The 17,334-nt window shown below is 40.7% G+C and carries 17 protein-coding genes; 9 read left to right on the forward strand and 8 right to left on the reverse strand.

What is annotated here, in order from left to right; genetic code table 11:
* Positions 1-110 precede the first annotated feature (110 nt).
* Both BC751_RS16865 and BC751_RS16870 read left to right on the forward strand, forming a co-directional pair.
* On the forward strand, positions 111-851 hold the full coding sequence (locus BC751_RS16865; RefSeq protein ID WP_130276665.1) for a hypothetical protein: 741 nt from the start codon (positions 111-113) through the stop codon (positions 849-851).
* A 72-nt stretch (positions 852-923) separates the two neighbouring features.
* Positions 924-1,769 (forward strand): metallophosphoesterase family protein, encoded by an 846-nt coding sequence (locus BC751_RS16870; RefSeq protein ID WP_130276666.1) that lies wholly within the window; start codon positions 924-926, stop codon positions 1,767-1,769.
* On the opposite strand, the gene BC751_RS16875 is transcribed toward BC751_RS16870, so the two are convergent.
* A complete protein-coding gene (locus BC751_RS16875; protein WP_130276667.1) occupies positions 1,753-2,331 on the reverse strand; it encodes a phosphonate degradation HD-domain oxygenase in 579 nt (192 codons plus the stop codon). The genes BC751_RS16870 and BC751_RS16875 overlap by 17 nt on opposite strands.
* Before the next feature lie 224 nt (positions 2,332-2,555).
* Between BC751_RS16875 and BC751_RS16880 the strand changes: the two genes are divergently transcribed.
* The 4 genes from BC751_RS16880 to BC751_RS16895 are packed head-to-tail and all read left to right on the forward strand — an operon-like array spanning position 2,556 to position 6,368.
* Positions 2,556-3,284: an HAD-IA family hydrolase gene (locus BC751_RS16880; protein WP_130276668.1), complete on the forward strand. Its 729-nt coding sequence runs from the start codon at positions 2,556-2,558 to the stop codon at positions 3,282-3,284.
* 16 nt (positions 3,285-3,300) lie between these two features.
* Positions 3,301-4,587 carry a DUF5690 family protein gene (locus BC751_RS16885; RefSeq protein ID WP_130276669.1) on the forward strand — a complete coding sequence of 429 codons (1,287 nt, stop codon included), beginning with the start codon at positions 3,301-3,303 and terminating at the stop codon, positions 4,585-4,587.
* A gap of 38 nt (positions 4,588-4,625) precedes the next feature.
* Positions 4,626-5,747 carry a TIGR03364 family FAD-dependent oxidoreductase gene (locus BC751_RS16890; protein ID WP_130276670.1) on the forward strand — a complete coding sequence of 374 codons (1,122 nt, stop codon included), beginning with the start codon at positions 4,626-4,628 and terminating at the stop codon, positions 5,745-5,747.
* 42 nt (positions 5,748-5,789) lie between these two features.
* The gene (locus BC751_RS16895; RefSeq protein WP_130276671.1) at positions 5,790-6,368 is read left to right on the forward strand and encodes a helix-turn-helix domain-containing protein; all 579 of its coding nucleotides are present in this window, start codon (positions 5,790-5,792) and stop codon (positions 6,366-6,368) included.
* A gap of 24 nt (positions 6,369-6,392) precedes the next feature.
* Here the strand turns inward: BC751_RS16895 and BC751_RS16900 are convergent, their stop codons facing one another.
* From BC751_RS16900 to BC751_RS16915, 4 genes are all read right to left on the reverse strand, one after another.
* The gene (locus BC751_RS16900) at positions 6,393-7,109 is read right to left on the reverse strand and encodes an SDR family oxidoreductase (protein WP_130276672.1); all 717 of its coding nucleotides are present in this window, start codon (positions 7,107-7,109) and stop codon (positions 6,393-6,395) included.
* Positions 7,110-7,277: 168 nt separating this feature from the next.
* Positions 7,278-8,531, reverse strand: coding sequence for a DUF819 family protein (locus BC751_RS16905; RefSeq protein ID WP_130276673.1), 1,254 nt, complete (start codon positions 8,529-8,531; stop codon positions 7,278-7,280).
* A 46-nt stretch (positions 8,532-8,577) separates the two neighbouring features.
* A complete protein-coding gene (locus tag BC751_RS16910; RefSeq protein ID WP_130276674.1) occupies positions 8,578-9,219 on the reverse strand; it encodes an NUDIX hydrolase in 642 nt (213 codons plus the stop codon).
* Positions 9,219-9,881: a bifunctional isocitrate dehydrogenase kinase/phosphatase gene (locus BC751_RS16915; RefSeq protein WP_242617510.1), complete on the reverse strand. Its 663-nt coding sequence runs from the start codon at positions 9,879-9,881 to the stop codon at positions 9,219-9,221. Before BC751_RS16915 ends, BC751_RS16910 begins: the two co-directional genes overlap by 1 nt.
* Positions 9,882-10,236: 355 nt before the next feature.
* Between BC751_RS16915 and aceK the strand changes: the two genes are divergently transcribed.
* The gene (aceK, locus tag BC751_RS16920) at positions 10,237-11,970 is read left to right on the forward strand and encodes a bifunctional isocitrate dehydrogenase kinase/phosphatase (RefSeq protein ID WP_130276675.1); all 1,734 of its coding nucleotides are present in this window, start codon (positions 10,237-10,239) and stop codon (positions 11,968-11,970) included.
* Positions 11,971-11,987: 17 nt separating this feature from the next.
* Here aceK and BC751_RS16925 read toward each other — a convergent pair whose 3' ends face one another.
* The 3 genes from BC751_RS16925 to BC751_RS16935 form a co-directional block, all read right to left on the reverse strand.
* Positions 11,988-13,697, reverse strand: coding sequence for a GMC oxidoreductase (locus BC751_RS16925; protein ID WP_130276676.1), 1,710 nt, complete (start codon positions 13,695-13,697; stop codon positions 11,988-11,990).
* Between the two features lie 3 nt (positions 13,698-13,700).
* On the reverse strand, positions 13,701-14,240 hold the full coding sequence (locus tag BC751_RS16930; RefSeq protein WP_130276677.1) for a gluconate 2-dehydrogenase subunit 3 family protein: 540 nt from the start codon (positions 14,238-14,240) through the stop codon (positions 13,701-13,703).
* 139 nt (positions 14,241-14,379) lie between these two features.
* Positions 14,380-14,937: a fasciclin domain-containing protein gene (locus BC751_RS16935; RefSeq protein ID WP_130276678.1), complete on the reverse strand. Its 558-nt coding sequence runs from the start codon at positions 14,935-14,937 to the stop codon at positions 14,380-14,382.
* A 246-nt stretch (positions 14,938-15,183) separates the two neighbouring features.
* On the opposite strand from BC751_RS16935, the gene nrfH reads away from it, so the two are divergent.
* A complete protein-coding gene (gene nrfH / locus BC751_RS16940) occupies positions 15,184-15,816 on the forward strand; it encodes a cytochrome c nitrite reductase small subunit (RefSeq protein ID WP_130276679.1) in 633 nt (210 codons plus the stop codon).
* 23 nt (positions 15,817-15,839) lie between these two features.
* A complete protein-coding gene (nrfA, locus tag BC751_RS16945) occupies positions 15,840-17,333 on the forward strand; it encodes an ammonia-forming cytochrome c nitrite reductase (protein WP_130276680.1) in 1,494 nt (497 codons plus the stop codon).
* The last annotated feature ends 1 nt before the right edge of the window (position 17,334 follow it).

The following is a 17,334-nucleotide window of genomic DNA, read 5'->3' on the forward strand; positions in this document are numbered from 1 at the left end:
AAAGCCAGTATTATGCCATGCAGATTGCAAGGACTTTGGTGGAGTTATTGGGATTCAAATATCCGGAAGAGAAAGCAGGAGAAGTAATTCCAGCTTTGATGGGAAAATAAATGAGAAACCTAAAGCTAATACTTGGAATTCTTACTCTGATTTCATGTAATCAAGTGAGTTTCCAGCAAAATTATTCCAGGTCAGCTTTTGACTACATAGACTCACTCAGCAGTATTTCTATCCAATCTATGATCCCACTGGATAGAAAAACTATGCTAACTGAGGGGTGGGTATTCCATGGCTGGGACACAATTCCTGGCAAAGACCCAAATTTCCCAGACTTCTCATTTTCAGAAAATACGGTGCTTCCGCACCGTATTCCTTTCCCAAACAGCAACATCTGGTATTCAAATCAGATAAAACTTGATGAAGGTTATCTTTGGATCCGGGCTGATGATGGAGCTCAATTATGGGTAAATGGAAAGCAGGTTCTCCAAAACCATGAGCTGTATTTTCCAATCGAAAAAAATCCAATAAATACAAGATTCTTACAAATCAGGGTTATGAATAATGCTTTATCTGGAGGATTAAAGGAGGAATATTGGATTGATAAATTAACTTTTGATGCTTTTAGGGAGAAAAAAAGAAATTCTGAATCAAAGCTTATCCAAAAAGCTAAGGATAATTTTTGGATTGGAGGAAGTTTACCACCAAAGAGGAATGATTACTCCATTTGGTTCAATGATCCGGTAATCCTCCCCATAGAAAACGACAGATTGATGCTAAGATGGATAGGTGAAAAAAACAAAAAAGCAAAACTTCATTTTGGCCATAAACCCAACACTATCACGGAAAGCTAAGAAGTAAAAGAGGAAAATGGTATTTACAGTGCAATCCTTCCATCTCAGGGATTTCAATACTACTATTTTGAAATGAGCCAAAGCATTTCCCCTGTTTTTAAAATAGAACTCAATAATCATTCTCAAGAAGCCTTATTCACTGTTTGGTCCGACAGTCAGGGTGGTTGGGAAAATTTTTCAAAAATATTAGTGCAAATGAAAAAGCAAAATCCACAATTTACTGTAGGTATAGGTGATTTAGTTGGAAATGGAGGTAACTACTGGCATTATATCAAACTTCTCAACGAATTACATCAACTACCAATCCCTCATTATCTATTTCCAGGCAACCATGACTATGACGGTAGTTATAATGATTGGGTGCCAAAAAATTTCAAACACTATTTAAAAACCAATTCTGAAGCAAATTACCGATTCTGGAAAAGCGGTCCTTGCGTATTTGTCGGATTAGATCCAAATGAAAATTTCCCTGTTGATATTAAAAAAGGGTCGGATCAATACAATTGGTTTAAAGAAATTATCCAATCAGAAATCTGGAAGAAAACACCCTGGAAAATTATTTTAGTTCATCAGCCTCCCTTTAGCCAAGGCTGGAAAGGATACCATGGAGAAAAAAATATTCAGGATCTTTTAAAGCCCTATTGGGAATCTGGAATGATAGATTTAGTGATTTCAGGCCACACCCACGACTATGAAAGATTGCTTTTAGGCCATCAAAAAGGAAAAACCGGCTTCCTCATAGTCGGTGGTGCAGGAGGAAGTCTTGAACCGGAAAACGAAATGGAGGATTTTCCCCTAATGGATAGGGTGATCAGAAAACATCACTTTGGAAAAATTACAGCAGACCATCAAAAATTGGTCTTTGAGGCACATTCAATTGATGGGGTAATTATAGACAAGTTTACCCTTGAGAAATAATCTCCAATGCCAACTTCTTGTATTTACTTAAATCAGGAATTGGAATATTCTCCTCTTTGGCCATTTCATCCCATGTTCTCATTTTCAGTGAAAGTTCAAAATATTCGTTATTTTCAAAGGCCTCTGCTTCCTGAGGGCTCATTACACCACCTTGATATTCCAAGGTTTTCTTGCTTGCTTCCGACAGTTTTGAATAATATTCAGGAAATTTATAGGTTAGATATCTTTTGGCCTGTACATGGTTTTCTACCAACCTTGCAATTTTTTCAGAAAAGCCTTTTGCCCTTAAATAATCAGCTCCTAAAAGCTCATGCCTGACCGCACCAAATCCTCCCATATTCTCGATTTGCTTATCAAGAGCAAACAAATGGCCAATATCATGAAAAAAAGAAGCAAGAATTACTTCTTTATCATATCCTTCGCTTTCTGCCAATTGGGCAGACTGACACATATGTTCAATTTGAGATACAGGCTCTCCTATATAATCCTCTTTTCCGTGTTTTTCATAGAGGGCAAATACCTCATTTACCTTATTACTGATTTCAAACAGTTCAGACTTCATGTTTATAATGTTTACAAATACTAAATTAAATATGCTTTAAACAAAATAAAATAATCCCTTATAATTTTGATCGACAATCATAAAAAACAGGATTTATTTCGAATATTTAAAAAGATAAACCGTTAAGGGGAAATAGGATAATTAAATCGTCTACATCCAAAAATATATTTCAAATAAAATAATAAAAATTGTTTATTTTTACTAAACAATTTAAGATGTATCCAATGGAGAAAAATATAAAACTGGCAGTCTTTGATATGGCTGGAACCACAATTAAGGACAAAAATAATGTGGCTGATGCTTTTCAAAAAGCATTTATAAAACATGGTTTTGGGAAAGTGTCTTTAGAAGAGGCCCAAGAAAAGATGGGTTACCCAAAACCAATTGCTATAAGAGAGATTGTTGCTAAGCATGTTAATGACCAAAGCATGATCACCGATGAGTTGGTTTCAGAGATCCATAGTGATTTTGTCAACAATATGATAGAATTTTACCGAAATGCGCCTGGAATTTCTTATATGGATGATGCAGAGGAAGTTTTCAAAGAATTACATGCCATGGGAATAAAAGTGGGATTGGACACTGGGTTCAGTAGGGATATCACCGATGTGATTTTACAAAGAGTGGGATGGAAAGAAACGCCTCTGATAGACATTACAGTTTGCAGTGATGAAGTAGAAAAAGGAAGACCCCATCCGGATATGATTCAGGTAATGATGGATAAATTTAAAATAACAGACCCAAAAGAAGTGATCAAGATTGGGGACACAGAGGTGGACATCAATCAGGGACATAATTCAGGGTGCCTTTGGAGCATAGGGGTTACCACCGGTGCTTTTACAAAAGAAGAACTGCTAAAACACAATCCAACGCATATAATCAATTCTCTAAAAGAAATCCTTCCTTTGTTGAAAAAGCTACCTCGGAAAGAAAGCGTAAAAGAAAAACAGTAATAAAAAAAATTTTTTCATGCTGAACATCCCTTACATAAAAACAAGACTCTCAAGAAGCAGCAACTTGGTCATGAGTCTTTTTGCTGCCATAATGGCATTTTTGACTTACAGCAGCATGTATGCATTTAGAAAGCCATTCGCAGCGGCCACTTTTGAAGGGCAAGATTATTTTGGCTTTGACATCAAGGTATGGCTTATTTTAGCCCAAACAATTGGTTATATGGCGAGTAAGTTTTATGGGGTAAAGATGATTTCGGAACTTAGGTCTGAAAAACGTGCAATTTTAATTTTAACATTGATCGGAATTTCTTGGTTGGGACTTTTAGGATTTGCCATACTACCGGCACCTTTGAACATTTTTTGCTTTTTGGTTAATGGTTTTCCTTTGGGATTGATCTGGGGTCTGGTATTTCATTATTTGGAAGGAAGAAGGTTCACCGAAATTATGGGCAGTATTCTGGCAGTAAGTTTTGTGTTTTCTTCAGGAATTGTCAAGACCATAGGGAAATACCTGATGGATCAATGGCATATTAGTGAATATTGGATGCCGTTTTTGACAGGGGCATTATTTGTTCCTTTGTTGTTGATTTCTGTAACACTGCTGAACCAAATTCCACCGCCTGACAAAGAGGACATCCAGTTACGCTCTATAAGGACTCCTATGTCAAGGCCTGAATGTATAACATTCTTCAAATCTTTTAAGCCAGGTATCATCATTTTGGTTTTGGTTTACGTGGCCCTGACTGCATTGAGGGATATCAGGGATAATTTTGCAGTGGAAATTTGGGGGGATTTGCAGATTGTGGTCAATCCAGAACTTTTGACTAAAACTGAAATTCCAATAACACTTTTCCTTTTGGTCATGATGTCCCTCTTGGTGCTTGTTAAAAACAACCAAAAAGCCCTTTTTTTTTACCAATGGATCATCGTCTTGGGCTTATTGCTAACTGTAATTTCCACCATATTGCTCCAATACGGTTACATCTCTCCCTTTCAGTGGGTAGTACTCAGTGGAACAGGAATATATATGGGGTACATCCCCTTCAATTGCCTTCTTTTTGACCGCTTGATTGCAGCCTTCCGATCCGCTGGTAACGTGGGATTTCTAATGTATTTGGCCGACAGCTTCGGGTATTTAGGATCAGCAGGAATAGTCATCATTAAACAGTTCGGGATTTTGGAAAATATGAGTTGGTATAATTTCTATGCAAATATCATCTTGTTCTTTTTAAGTATTGGGATTGTAATGATGTTATATGCCCATTTTTATTTCAAAATGAAATTGAAAAAAATGTCACTATAATCATAACATGAGAAAGTTAATGTAACCGTAAATACACCATGAAAAAAACAGGAATAATAATCGGGGCAGGTATTGTAGGATTGGCAACGGCAAGAGCATTACATAACGCTGGTTGGACCGTAAAAATTATTGAAAGAAACCCAAAACCAATTGGGGCTTCTATCAGAAATTTTGGAATGGTATGGCCGGTAGGACAGCCTCAAGGCCCCTCTTTTGAAAGAGCAATGCGTTCAAGGGCCATTTGGCTCGAACTAAGTAAAAAAGCCAACTTTTGGGCAGAAGAAACAGGCGCCATACATCTGGCATACAATGATCTTGAAAAAGAAGTTATCAATGAGTATGTCAGTTCCATGAAAGGAATAAAATCAGCTGAAATTCTTAATCCTGAACAAACAAAAACCAAAAGCCCAGCCGCAAAGATAGAGGGATTAAAAGCTGCTCTTTGGACAGAAGATGAGGTCATAGTAGATCCCAGACAGGCCATCTGGCAAATTGCAGCTTACCTTGAAACCCTTGAAAGAATCTCTTTTGAATGGAATAAAGCTGTATCTGAGGTTCATGGAAACAAAGTGATTTCTGGTCAGCAATCCTGGGAAGCAGACCTGATTTTGATTTGTAGTGGCGCTGATTTTGAAACGCTATATCCTGAAATTTTTGCACAAAATGACATCACTAAATGTAAACTTCAGATGATGCGGCTCCAAAAGCAGCCAGGGAATTGGAGAATCGGCCCTCCACTTTGTGCAGGATTGAGTTTTATTCATTATAAAGGTTTCCAGGTTTCCGCTTCTTTACCCAAACTAAAGACATATTATGAAGAAGAATACCCAGATCTATTGGCTTTGGGCATTCATGTAATGGTGTCTCAAAACGGGGAGGGACACCTGACGGTAGGTGACAGTCATGAATACGGTTTACACCTGGATCCATTTGACAGACAGGACATCAATGAAAAAATTATAGGTTTTTTAAAGACATTTGCCGATTTCAAGAACTGGACCCTGGAATCATCCTGGCATGGCATCTATCCTAAAATGACAAACGGCGCAACGGAATTTGTTCATCAGGTGAATTCCAACACTTGGATTGTTAATGGATTGGGAGGTGCAGGAATGACCCTTTCGTTTGGGTTGGGGGAAGAATTGGTAAATAGACTGTAAAAAAACACTTTTAAAAATTCCGAATCCTATTATTTTTATCCAATGGAAAATGAAATAATTGTACAGATAAGCCAGAAAATAAAAAATATCCGGAAAGACAAAGGTTTTACTATTCAGGATGTAGCAGAAAGGGCAGGTGTCACCAAAGGACTCATCTCGCAAATAGAAAACTCCAGAACCATACCTTCACTTTTGGTGCTTATTCAGATCATCAAAGCCCTTGAAGTAGATCTCAATTTCTTTTTCAATGATATCAGCCTGGAAGGACGTGAAGCTCCCATAATGGTACTTAGAAAAGAAGAATACTCAAAATTTGAAAAAGAGCCAGCCTCAGGGTATTCTTATGAGAGGATATTTACCAAAAAATTTAAGGATGTAGCAGTGGATTTTGTTATACTAGAAATCCAACCTGGTTCAGAAAGGGATTTTGTGACAACTGATGCCTTTGAATTCAAATATATCATCCAAGGAAGTGTCACCTACCTCTTCAAAGACCAATCCATTATATTAAATGAAGGGGATTCCATGCTATTTGATGGTAGATTAGAACACAACCCGGTCAATGAGCATAAAATCCCCGTTAGAATGCTGGTCATCTATTTTTTTGAAAATGCCGATTAAAGCCGATTTTTTTTAGATCAGTCCTTAAGCCGGCATACTTGGCCTCACCTCAATTTTGCTTGGCAAGGTCCTTGGATGCATTTGCATCAGGTCCACCACCATTTGGCCCAGGTCTTCAATCTGGATTTTCCAGGCATCTTTTTCATTGGGAGTATGGTTATTGAAATAAGTGGCTACTGAACCGGGCATGATGGTGGTACAGCGGATCCCGTATTTCCTCAAATCCAGCATGGCTGCTTGGGTAAAACCTGTTACCCCAAATTTGCTCGCATTATAAGCTGAACCTTTGGCAAAAAAATTGGTACCCGCCAGACTGGAAATCGAAATGAAAAAACCCTGACTGGCTTTCAAGGCCTCAATAGATGCCTTAATGCTGTAGAACACCCCCGTAAGGTTGGTATCAATCGTTTCATGCCATTGGGCAAGTGTCAAATCCTCAATAGGTGCAAAATGACCTATTCCGGCATTAGCTACCAACAGATCCAACCTGCCCCACTCATCCATAACCTGCTTCACCGCTGCTTCCTGGGAAGTATAATCCCGTACATCTGCTTCAATGGCCATAGCTTTTCCTTTACCAATTTTATTCATTTCATCCGTGGCTTCCTTTGCAGCAGCCAAAGACCTACTGGTGATGGCTACACGCATTCCTTCTGCTACCAACGCTGCAGCAATTCCGTACCCTATTCCTTTGGACCCGCCTGTAATCAGCGCGGTCTTATTTTCTAAATTCTGACGCATAAATATTTTGGATTTTCATAAAACATATGGGAATAACCTCCAATCCGCGAAATGGGTTCAGTGGAGTTTATTCCTATGACCTAATCTCCACATTTTCATCTAAAAATAAAAGCCCTCTTTCTTAGGAGGGCCTGATTGCGTAAGTAGAGGTACATTAATACCTTTTCATCACATATTATGCACCAACTGCAACAAGAGCCCACAGAGATAGGCTCCGTAAGTTCCCACCGCATAACCAAGAACCGCCATCAATACCCCAACAGGCGCCAGAGAGGGGTTAAAGGCAGAAGCCACAATGGGCGCTGAAGCTGCTCCGCCTACATTGGCCTGTGAGCCCACCGCCACAAAGAAGAAGGGTGCTTTGATCAGGTAAGCCACCAATAACATAATCAGCACATGGAAAACCATCCAGAAAATACCGATCAGAAAGAAAATTGGATTATCCAAAACAGCCATTAAGTCCATTTGCATACCGATTGTCGCTACCAGTACATAGAGGAGAACTGAACCCAAACGGGAAGCACCGGCTCCCTCTAATTCCCTTGCTTTGGTAAAAGACAACAATAATCCACCTGTAGTAGCTACTACGACAATCCAGAAAAATGTGGAATCCAAGGAATATTGGCTTAAAGCAGGATAATTTTGACCTATATAAGGCGCAAGGTAATCTGCTACAAGATGGGATAATCCAGTCAACGCAAAGCCTATCCCAAAAATCTTCATGGTATCCGAAAGGCTGGGCACTTTGAGTATGCTTTCGCGGTACTTTTCCACCTTTTCCTGAAGTTCATGAATGGCTGAGCTATCGGCTTTGAAAATCTGATCTATCCTTCCTGGCTTGGCAGCCCAATACAGCAAAACAGCCATCCAAACATTGGCAACCAATACATCTACGGCGATCATCTGTGAAAACAAGGTCGGGCTGGCACCAAAAACTTCCAGCATGGCCGTCTGATTGGCTCCTCCACCGATCCAACTTCCTGCAATGGTGGCCAGGCCCCTCCATATTTCATCCGGTCCTACTCCTCCCAAAATAGAGGGACTAATGAAAGAAACCACCAATAAAGCCAAAGGACCACCAATGATAATACCTACTGAGCCAGCCAAAAACATGATCAAAGCTTTGGGACCCAATTTCAATATCCCTTTGAAATCTATGCTCAAGGTCAGCAAAACCAAAGATGCCGGCAATAAATAGCGGGAAGCAACCTTATACAGACTGGACATTTCACCGGAAATTACACCAAAGGAGTTGAGAACAGCCGGAATAAAATAACAGAGCAAAATGGAAGGAATCACCCGGTAGAATTTTTTCCAAAATGTCTGAGAACTTGATGATGTGGCAAATACAAAAGCCAAAACAGTCATCAATATTCCAAATACAACGGCATCGTTGGTGATTAACGGGACATTTTCCTGCATGAAGTATATCTTTTTTTTACAACAATAAGCACAAAGGCCTAAAAAATCAAAAATCCAGTTTTTCCCAGAGGTAGGTAAACTCTCCCAACATCATGGCTGTGGCCCCCCAAACCATCTCAGATTCAATGTCAAAATATGGAGCCTGTAGCCGATAGCCTCCACTCCCTTGTATCATTCCGGTTTTTCGAACGGATTTGTCTAAAAGCGTCCCTACGGGGCAATTGATTATCCTTACCACTTCCTCCGGGTCAGGATTGAATTCGGGTTGCTCCAAAGTAAATCCCACAAATGGAGAAACCATAAAATTGCTTGGCGGAATATACAGGTCAGACAATTTGCCTAACAACTGGATTTTGCTGGCATCCACTCCGATTTCCTCTTCAGTTTCTCTTAGGGCAGTCACCGAAAGGTCAGCATCTGATTCCTCCATTTTTCCTCCCGGAAAAGCAATCTGTCCACTGTGGACTCCGGGATAGGTAGGTCTCTTGATAAACGGCACAAAAGCTTGCTTCTGCATGTCAGGGTAAAAAAGCATCAATACAGCGCCTTTTCTGTAATCTGTTCTGATACTTTGGATAAACCGCTCTTCATCCACAGGCAGCGGTGCCATGGTGATCTGCCCTTCCCTACCCGGTAAAGGTTCCTTTAATGCTTTTTCAAGCTTCCTGATCAGCTTATCAAATTCCATCAAAAATCTATATTGCGCAGTTTCGATATTAAATACCCCTGCTTCTCAAATTTTGTTGTGATTATCGGGTGTTTAAAAATTGAATACTGTTTTTTTTCCACATCAATCAGCCATAATTTTGGGCTGATGCCTTCTTCTTCCTCAAAATAACCGGCTACCAAAAGTTTATCAGGACTAACCCAGACCGCTTCTTCAAACCCGCCTGATGGTCCCATAAACAATAACCTTTCACGCATGCCATTTTCTTTGAAAAATATCACTTCGGAATCAGGTTGAAATCCCGGTTTGCCTTCGGCTGGTACAAAGACTTTGTAACTGTAAATGTCAACCACACCTTTTCCTTCCGGATTTGGAAGAAGGTAAGGGTAAAATGGATTGCCCGGAATGATGGGGTTTTCTTCCGGCCATTCAAGCTCTTCAAATGATTCTCTTCTTTCTAATGAAAAAGCCGAAAGGTTGAAATCAGGATTATTTTCTTTCCAGTAATTGGACCATGTCTTGATCTGCTGTAATCCACTTTCTATCAAAATCCGCTCCTCCAATAGTTCATCCTTCTGACCCTCTGATAGGGTCTCTTGTGAGCTCTTTTCAGAAGAACAGGACCAGATCAACAAGATCATAAACAAGAAGGCGTAAATAGGACTGGGTTTGATCATTTTCATGGAGAAAAAGAATTCGAATGAAGCACAAAATGCTGAAAAAACAAAAAAGGCCGAAACATTGTTTCAGCCTTTTTCATCTCTCAAACCTATTAAACCTATTGTAGATATTCAGTGATTGAATAACATGCACGAAAGGTATAAAATGTTTTGATATTGTCCAAACAATCGATTGCGAAAATTTTATTTTGTTGGAAACAAAAGGGCCTAAAACATCCTTTTTGATTGTTTTTCAGAGATCCTCTCACTGCAAACTCTTAAAATTTCACGGTTTTTCTCCTAAAAAATGTAGTGGAAAAGCAGCTTTTTGTATTGGTCCAAAAACGCAATACCTTTATATTCAGTTTCAAACAATTTTATGTCTGTGAATCAGCTTCTCGTCGAAAAAACCTCAAAACTGCTAATTGGCGGTTTTGAAAATTACTTCCGCAACTTCAAAGAACTTACCTCCTATGCACCTAATCACTTCAGAGAGCGGAATTGGCGGGCGATGAAAGACAACCATAGGAAAAGACTCATGCTTTATAAGGATCAGGTTTTTGCCACCAAGTCCATCCTTCAGGAATTGCTCCATGAAAAAACAGCAGACTTTGATTTTTGGAAAGAAACAAAACAAGCTTATATAATTGATACCAAAAACCGGAAAGACAAAGAACTGGTTGAAACCTTTTTCAACTCAGTCATCCGGAAATTATACCCGGGTTTGGCCATCAATGAAGACCTGATGTTTGTCCACGAAGGCTTTAACTCTTGTGAAATTTATCCCAATGACAATCTTTACTTCAGTTACCCCTCCAATTGGGGATTACAAAAAATCATTCGTTCAATCATCAGTGATTTTGATTTTCATGCCCCTTACCTGAACAGAGAGGCTGACATTCAGTTTTTGGTAAAAGCCGTAAGGGAAGTAATCCTGTCCCGCTATACGCCATCAGCGGATACCGTCACGCAGGTACTCAAATCTGTATTTTACAGAAATAAGGCGGCATATCTTATCGGAAGGACTTACGTGGGTGGCAAATGGATGCCATTTATTATCCCCTTTTTACATGGCCCTCATGGGGTATATGTGGACACTTTGATATTTGATCCAAAAATCATGGCCCATTTGTTCAGCTTCACCCGTTCTTATTTCATGGTGGATGTGGAAATCCCCTTTCAAATGGTGGCCTTTTTGAACTCTGTCATTACCCATAAGCAAGTGCATGAACTTTATAATGCCATCGGCTTCAATAAACATGGAAAGACGGAATTTTACAGGGATTTCCTGAACCATTTGGGTCAAAGCAATGACCAATTTGTAATCGCAGAGGGTATCAAAGGAATGGTTATGACGGTATTTACGCTGCCTTCTTATAATATCGTCTTCAAAATGATCAAAGATTATTTTGATCCCCCAAAAACCATGACCCGACAGGAAGTCAGAAACAAATACAAAATGGTAGGAATGCACGACCGGGTCGGGAGAATGGCTGATACCCATGAATTTGAAGAATTTCACCTTCCCCTGGAGAGGATTCATCCCGAGTTGATGCAGGAGTTGAGGGCTACAGTAAACTCACATTTGGAAATAAGAAATAATGAACTCATTATCAAACATCTATATACCGAAAGAAAAATGATTCCTTTAAACATTTACCTGGAGGAATGCAGCTTAGAAGATGCTAAATCTGCCGTAGAAGAGTACGGAGATGCCATCCTCCAACTGGCCAAAGCCAATATTTTCCCAGGGGACATGATGACCAAAAATTTTGGAGTTACACGACAGAAGAGGATTGTTTTTTATGACTACGATGAAATTGAATTCCTGACAGATATGAATTTCCGCTGGAAACCTAAGCCTGAAACTTTTGAGCAGATTTATGCATCAGAGCCTTGGTATGATATCAAGCCCAATGATGTTTTCCCAGAAGATTTTAAAAAGTTCATGATCGGCCGTCAGGATGTCAAACCTCATTTTTTCAATTACCATCAAAATCTGTTTAATCCTGATTATTGGAATGCTATCCAAGACAGAATCAAGAAAGGGGAATGGATCCATGCACTCCCCTATCCCAACCATATCAGGTTCAGGCCTGATGAAGAAGTTTAATCGATGAGAAGCATTGCCTACAAATTTCCCTTATTGATCTCATCCACTGCGTAATTGGCAGCCCTTGCAGTAATGGCCATATAGGTCAATGAGGGATTTTGGGTAGCCGTGGAAGTCATACATGCCCCATCAGTTACGAAAACATTTTTGCAATGGTGCAATTGGTTCCACTTGTTAAGCAGCGAAGTTTTGGGATCATGGCCCATCCTTACCCCTCCCATTTCATGGATATCCGATCCCGGAGCGGACCCGGAGTCCCTGGCATTGATTTCTGTAAATCCGGCTTTTTCAAACATCTCGGTCATCTGCTCCATATAATCTTTGACCATCTTATCATCGTTTTCCGTCCAATCACAGGAAAGTACCAACTGGGGAATCCCGTATTTATCTTTGAGTGCTTCATGAAGCCTCACATGATTGCTCTCAATGGGAATCACTTCCCCCTGCATCCAACCGGATACCCACCAATGCCCCAATTTCCGGTCAAACAGATTCCGCTTCAATTCCTCTCCAATTCCGGCACGGGAGAATTGTACGGCTCTTGCAGATGAACCAAATCCAACTGCATACCCTCTTAGGAAATCGGTTTCTTGGCGATATAGATTACGGAATCGGGGAATATAACTGTGGCTGGGGTTTTTACCGGTACTCATTTTATCCGGAAACTGCTCGCTTCTCCCAGAAATCTGCCCCCTGTAATTGTGCCAGGATATATATTTTCCCAAAAGACCATTATCGTTCCCCAGCCCATTTGGAAACCGGGATGAGGTAGAGTTCAACAAGATTAAATTAGAGTTCAGTGCTGAAGCATTGACAAAAATAATCCTCGCAAAATACTCATAGGTCTGATTATCGATGGCATCTATGATCTTCACACCTACTGCTTTGCCTTTTTCTTCATCATAAATAATGGAATGGACCACCGCATGTGGTCTCAGTGTCATATTCCCTGTCCTTTCTGCCCAGGGCAAAGTCGAGGCATTGGCACTGAAGTAGCCTCCAAAAGGGCATCCTCTATTGCAGAGATTTCTGTTTTGGCACTTTGCCCTGCCCTGCTGCAAGTGGATTTCCTGCGGTTCAGTGACATGGGCACATCGCCCATGGATCAAATGTCTGTCTTTGTAATTGGCAGCAATTACCTTTTGAAAATGTCGCTCCACACAGCTCAGGTCAAAAGGCCTTAAAAACTCTCCATCCGGCAATTGGGGAAGTCCATCGTAATTTCCTGCAATCCCGGAAAATTTCTCTACATGACTGTACCAGGGTGCCAAATCCTCATAACGGATGGGCCAATCTACCGCATAACCATCCCTTGCCGGGCCTTCAAAGTCCAGATTGGACCACCTTTGGGTCTGTCTGGCCCAAAGTAGGGATTTACCTCCTACCTGGTATCCCCGGGTCCATTGGAAAGGCCTTTCCTGAACAGTTTCCTGCTCGCCTTCCTTCATCCAAAAATGGGCAGTTGATTCATGGATCCTCCCCCCTCTTCTTCCGAATTCTGCCTGTTTTTCCAAGGGTAACCTCCCTCCAAATTCAAACTCCCAAGGGTGTTTGTTGGCAGTTGGATAATCCACGATATGCTTCACATCCCTTCCTCTTTCCAATACCAAAGTCTTCAGTCCTCTCTCACAGAGTTCCTTGGCTGCCCAACCTCCACTTATCCCTGACCCTATGACTATGGCATCGTAAGTATTGTCTTTTTTGGCGTCAATATTAAAATTAGGCATGGTTTAAACTTTAAATGGTACTTCGGGCACATCCACACAACCATCATAACCCCCGGGAATCATTTCGTAATTGGTAAAATTGGTCAAAAAGTATTCAGAACTCGTGTAAGCAAGGATTACCTGTTCTTTGGAAAAATCAAAAAATGCCTTTTCCTCTGCATTTTCCTCATTATCCAAGCCAAGAAGTACAGATTCTCTTTGAAGGTTTTCTAAGGATCCAAAACTCTTTGAAAAAAGATCCTGTGCTTTTCCCTCCAAAATATCGAGACCATTGATGAAAGATTTTTGTTCCTCTTCAGGATAACAATTGGCGATAAGCTTATCCAAAAAACGGTGGATGTTCAATTGTACTGCCCCTAAGGTATCGGTGTCCGGCAAAAAGGTATCCACCATTTTTTCAAGACACAATTTTTGTTGATCACTCAAAGGAAGGCTTCTAACCAAAGCGATGCCTTCCCCATCCTCACCGGGCCTACAACCAGGAAGGGCCATCATCCCCCATACTGTGATGGCCAAAGATTTCATCATTGTTCTTCTATCCATAGTAAAATCAAAAAAATATTCTCCAAAATGCCTAATAAAATAGGATAAATGGCTGAAATCAGTGGGGAAAAGAAAAAAGCATGAGACAGGATCCCATGCCTTTTGGTCAGAAACCAACAACCATGGAAAACTTACCTTATCAATTTGGAACTAAAACCCTGTCAATTACATGTATTATCCCATTGGAGGCTTCCACAGTAGCGATGATTTTTCCACCGTTAATTAAAACTGTTCCATCTCCATTGACAGTTATTTCAACAGGCCGACCATCAGCAGTACCCATTTTTCTACCATTGACAAAATCTCCCGATTTGTATACGCCTAGGAGAACATGGTATTCCAGAATATCCCGAAGTTGTCTTTGGTTCTCCTTTTTCGTCAGAGTTTCCAGGGTACCCACGGGAAGGGCATCAAATGCAGCGTTGGTAGGAGCAAAAACAGTAAAAGGTCCAACATTGGTCAATGCATCCACATAATCAGCTGCCTTTAAAGCGGCTACAAGGGTGCCGTGGTCTTTGGATGAAACCGCAATCTGAACCACATTGGGTTTGGATTGGTCGTCTTTTACCCCCGATTGACCTACATGTTGTACCACTGAACCATCAGGTGATGAGTGAGTTCGTGTTTCCGATGTACCACATCCAGCTAGGAGAGCCAGGCTAAGTAACCATAAGAGTGATTTAGATAATGCTTTCATTGTTAATTGGGTTAGAATATGAATGCAAGATATTAAAGGACAATTTTATCCTTTATGATAAAAGTCATACCCATAGATGAATAAAATCTTCTTTTTCCATTAACCATTTGGAAAAGAGGATGATAAAAGGTAAATTATAGCTGTAATTGGAAATTTTTCAGAAAATTTCTAAAGTCATGACAATTGTCATGTTTTGAAAAATTTATTCTGGATACTTTTGACACTATAACATCAGGAAACCACCTTATGGGCAAACGGCTAAAAATAAAAAGAAAGCTTTTTCAGTATAACCTGATACCCCCACATAGGTGGAGGCCGGCTGCAACCATTCTTGTCGCAGCAATATTTGGATTAGGTTTATATTTGTTCAAGCTTAGCAATGCGGCATCCTATCTGTCGGATGATCCCCAGGCATGTGTCAACTGCCATATTATGACCCCACAATATATTACCTGGACCAGAAGTTCTCACAGAGAAGTGGCCCATTGTAATGATTGTCACGTACCGCACGACAATATGGCCAATAAGTATTTTTTCAAGGCAAAGGATGGCCTTTACCATTCCACTGTATTTACCTTAAGAGCAGAACCCCAAGTCATCAGGGCATTGGAACCGTCTATTCAGGTGATACAGGCCAACTGTATCCGATGCCATGAAAACCAAGTGACGGACGCCAAATTAGCTAGCTTTGTAGACAATCATATCGTTCACAGGACAGATCGGATCTGCTGGGAATGTCATAGAGAAGTGCCTCATGGAAAGGTAAAAAGTCTTTCTTCCGTAGGACATCTAATTGAGCCAATCAAAGCCCATGCCCCTTCTGATTTGGAAATTATACCTCAATGGCTCAAAGAGTCTATGAATACAACCAAAAAATAAAAGTCCCATAAAATTCCTAAACTATGAAAAACTGGATTCTTTTTACCCTGACTGCAGTAATTGTTTTCCTCCTAGCAATGTTGGCCTATTCCATTATGGATAGAAAAGCAGAAGCGAGGTTTGCCTATCAGCCTAAAGTTCAGATTGAAGGTATGGAACCCAGAGATTCTGTCTGGGGCCTTAATTATCCACGGCAGTATCAATCTTACATGAATACCCGGGATACTACTTTCAGGAGTATGTACGGTACCAGTGGCTTTAGAGATGCACTTGCTGAACAGCCCGACCTTGTAATCCTTTGGGCTGGTTTTGGTTTCAGCAGGGATTACAACCATCCAAGGGGACATGCATGGGCTGTTACAGATGTGCACAATTCCTTAAGAATAGGTGCGCCGATGGAACTCGGTGACGGTCCTCAGCCCTCCACCTGTTGGACCTGCAAAAGCACCGATGTGCCAAGACTGATGAGCGAAATGGGAATAAAAGAATACTATAGCACCAAATTATCCAGCTTGGCAATAGAAGTGATCAATCCCATTGGCTGTGCTGATTGCCACAATCCCCAGACCATGAATCTAACCATTACAAGACCAGCACTTATAGAAGCTTTTGAAGCTATGGGCCGTGACATTAATCAGGCCTCCCATCAACAGATGCGCTCCCTGGTTTGTGCTCAGTGCCATGTCGAGTATTATTTCGACAGAACTAAGCCAGGTATGGAAAATGCCGCTTACCTCACCTTTCCATGGAAAGATGGTCTGAGTGTGGAATCTATGGAATCTTATTATGACAACATCGATTTTGCGGATTGGGTACATCCCCTTAGCAAAGCACAAATGCTCAAAGCGCAGCATCCTGATTGGGAAATTTTTGAAATGGGTGTTCATGCCAAAAGAGGGGTTTCCTGTGCAGATTGTCACATGCCTTATAAAAATGAAGGAGGACAAAAATTCACCGACCACCATATAAGTTCCCCACTCAGCAAAGTTGAGAACTCTTGTTTTGTTTGCCACCGAGAAAAACAATCAGATCTGATCAATGATGTGTATGAAAGGCAAAGAAAAGTAAAAGAAGGACTGGCCAAAGCCCAGCGAAATATTGCAATGGCACATATCGAGGCTGCCAAAGCATGGGAACTTGGCGCCACTGAATCCCAAATGAAAGACATACTAAAAGGTATCCGTCATGCACAGTGGAGATGGGATTTTATTGCCGGTTCACATGGAGCTGCATTCCATGCACCTTTGGAGTCTGCAAGAGTAGTTGCCTCTTCCAACCAGATTATTCAGGAAACCAGGATTCAATTGTCAAGGGTTTTGGCAAGCTTGGGTCACAATAAACCCGTTGAAATGCCTGATTTCTCCAGCAAAGCATCATTGCAGGCTTATATTGGTTTGGATATCCCTGCCGAAAGGGCTGCCAAAGCCAGGTATTTAGAGGAAGTCGTGCCTAATTGGCTGAAAGAAGGTAAAGCCCGAGAAGCTAAAAAAGAAGTGAAAACTGTCTCCAGCAGATAAA

The organism is Cecembia calidifontis (genome assembly GCF_004216715.1).
GTDB lineage: Bacteria > Bacteroidota > Bacteroidia > Cytophagales > Cyclobacteriaceae > Cecembia_A > Cecembia_A calidifontis.

Bases quoted from the DNA above. Each gene is read 5' to 3' on its own strand.
- BC751_RS16865 (WP_130276665.1), top strand. From the start codon at position 111: ATGAGAAACCTAAAGCTAATACTTGGAATTCTTACTCTGATTTCATGT.
- BC751_RS16870 (WP_130276666.1), top strand. From the start codon at position 924: ATGAGCCAAAGCATTTCCCCTGTTTTTAAAATAGAACTCAATAATCAT.
- BC751_RS16875 (WP_130276667.1), bottom strand. From the start codon at position 2,331: ATGAAGTCTGAACTGTTTGAAATCAGTAATAAGGTAAATGAGGTATTT.
- BC751_RS16880 (WP_130276668.1), top strand. From the start codon at position 2,556: ATGGAGAAAAATATAAAACTGGCAGTCTTTGATATGGCTGGAACCACA.
- BC751_RS16885 (WP_130276669.1), top strand. From the start codon at position 3,301: ATGCTGAACATCCCTTACATAAAAACAAGACTCTCAAGAAGCAGCAAC.
- BC751_RS16890 (WP_130276670.1), top strand. From the start codon at position 4,626: ATGAAAAAAACAGGAATAATAATCGGGGCAGGTATTGTAGGATTGGCA.
- BC751_RS16895 (WP_130276671.1), top strand. From the start codon at position 5,790: ATGGAAAATGAAATAATTGTACAGATAAGCCAGAAAATAAAAAATATC.
- BC751_RS16900 (WP_130276672.1), bottom strand. From the start codon at position 7,109: ATGCGTCAGAATTTAGAAAATAAGACCGCGCTGATTACAGGCGGGTCC.
- BC751_RS16905 (WP_130276673.1), bottom strand. From the start codon at position 8,531: ATGCAGGAAAATGTCCCGTTAATCACCAACGATGCCGTTGTATTTGGA.
- BC751_RS16910 (WP_130276674.1), bottom strand. From the start codon at position 9,219: ATGGAATTTGATAAGCTGATCAGGAAGCTTGAAAAAGCATTAAAGGAA.
- BC751_RS16915 (WP_242617510.1), bottom strand. From the start codon at position 9,881: ATGAAAATGATCAAACCCAGTCCTATTTACGCCTTCTTGTTTATGATC.
- aceK (WP_130276675.1), top strand. From the start codon at position 10,237: ATGTCTGTGAATCAGCTTCTCGTCGAAAAAACCTCAAAACTGCTAATT.
- BC751_RS16925 (WP_130276676.1), bottom strand. From the start codon at position 13,697: ATGCCTAATTTTAATATTGACGCCAAAAAAGACAATACTTACGATGCC.
- BC751_RS16930 (WP_130276677.1), bottom strand. From the start codon at position 14,240: ATGGATAGAAGAACAATGATGAAATCTTTGGCCATCACAGTATGGGGG.
- BC751_RS16935 (WP_130276678.1), bottom strand. From the start codon at position 14,937: ATGAAAGCATTATCTAAATCACTCTTATGGTTACTTAGCCTGGCTCTC.
- nrfH (WP_130276679.1), top strand. From the start codon at position 15,184: ATGGGCAAACGGCTAAAAATAAAAAGAAAGCTTTTTCAGTATAACCTG.
- nrfA (WP_130276680.1), top strand. From the start codon at position 15,840: ATGAAAAACTGGATTCTTTTTACCCTGACTGCAGTAATTGTTTTCCTC.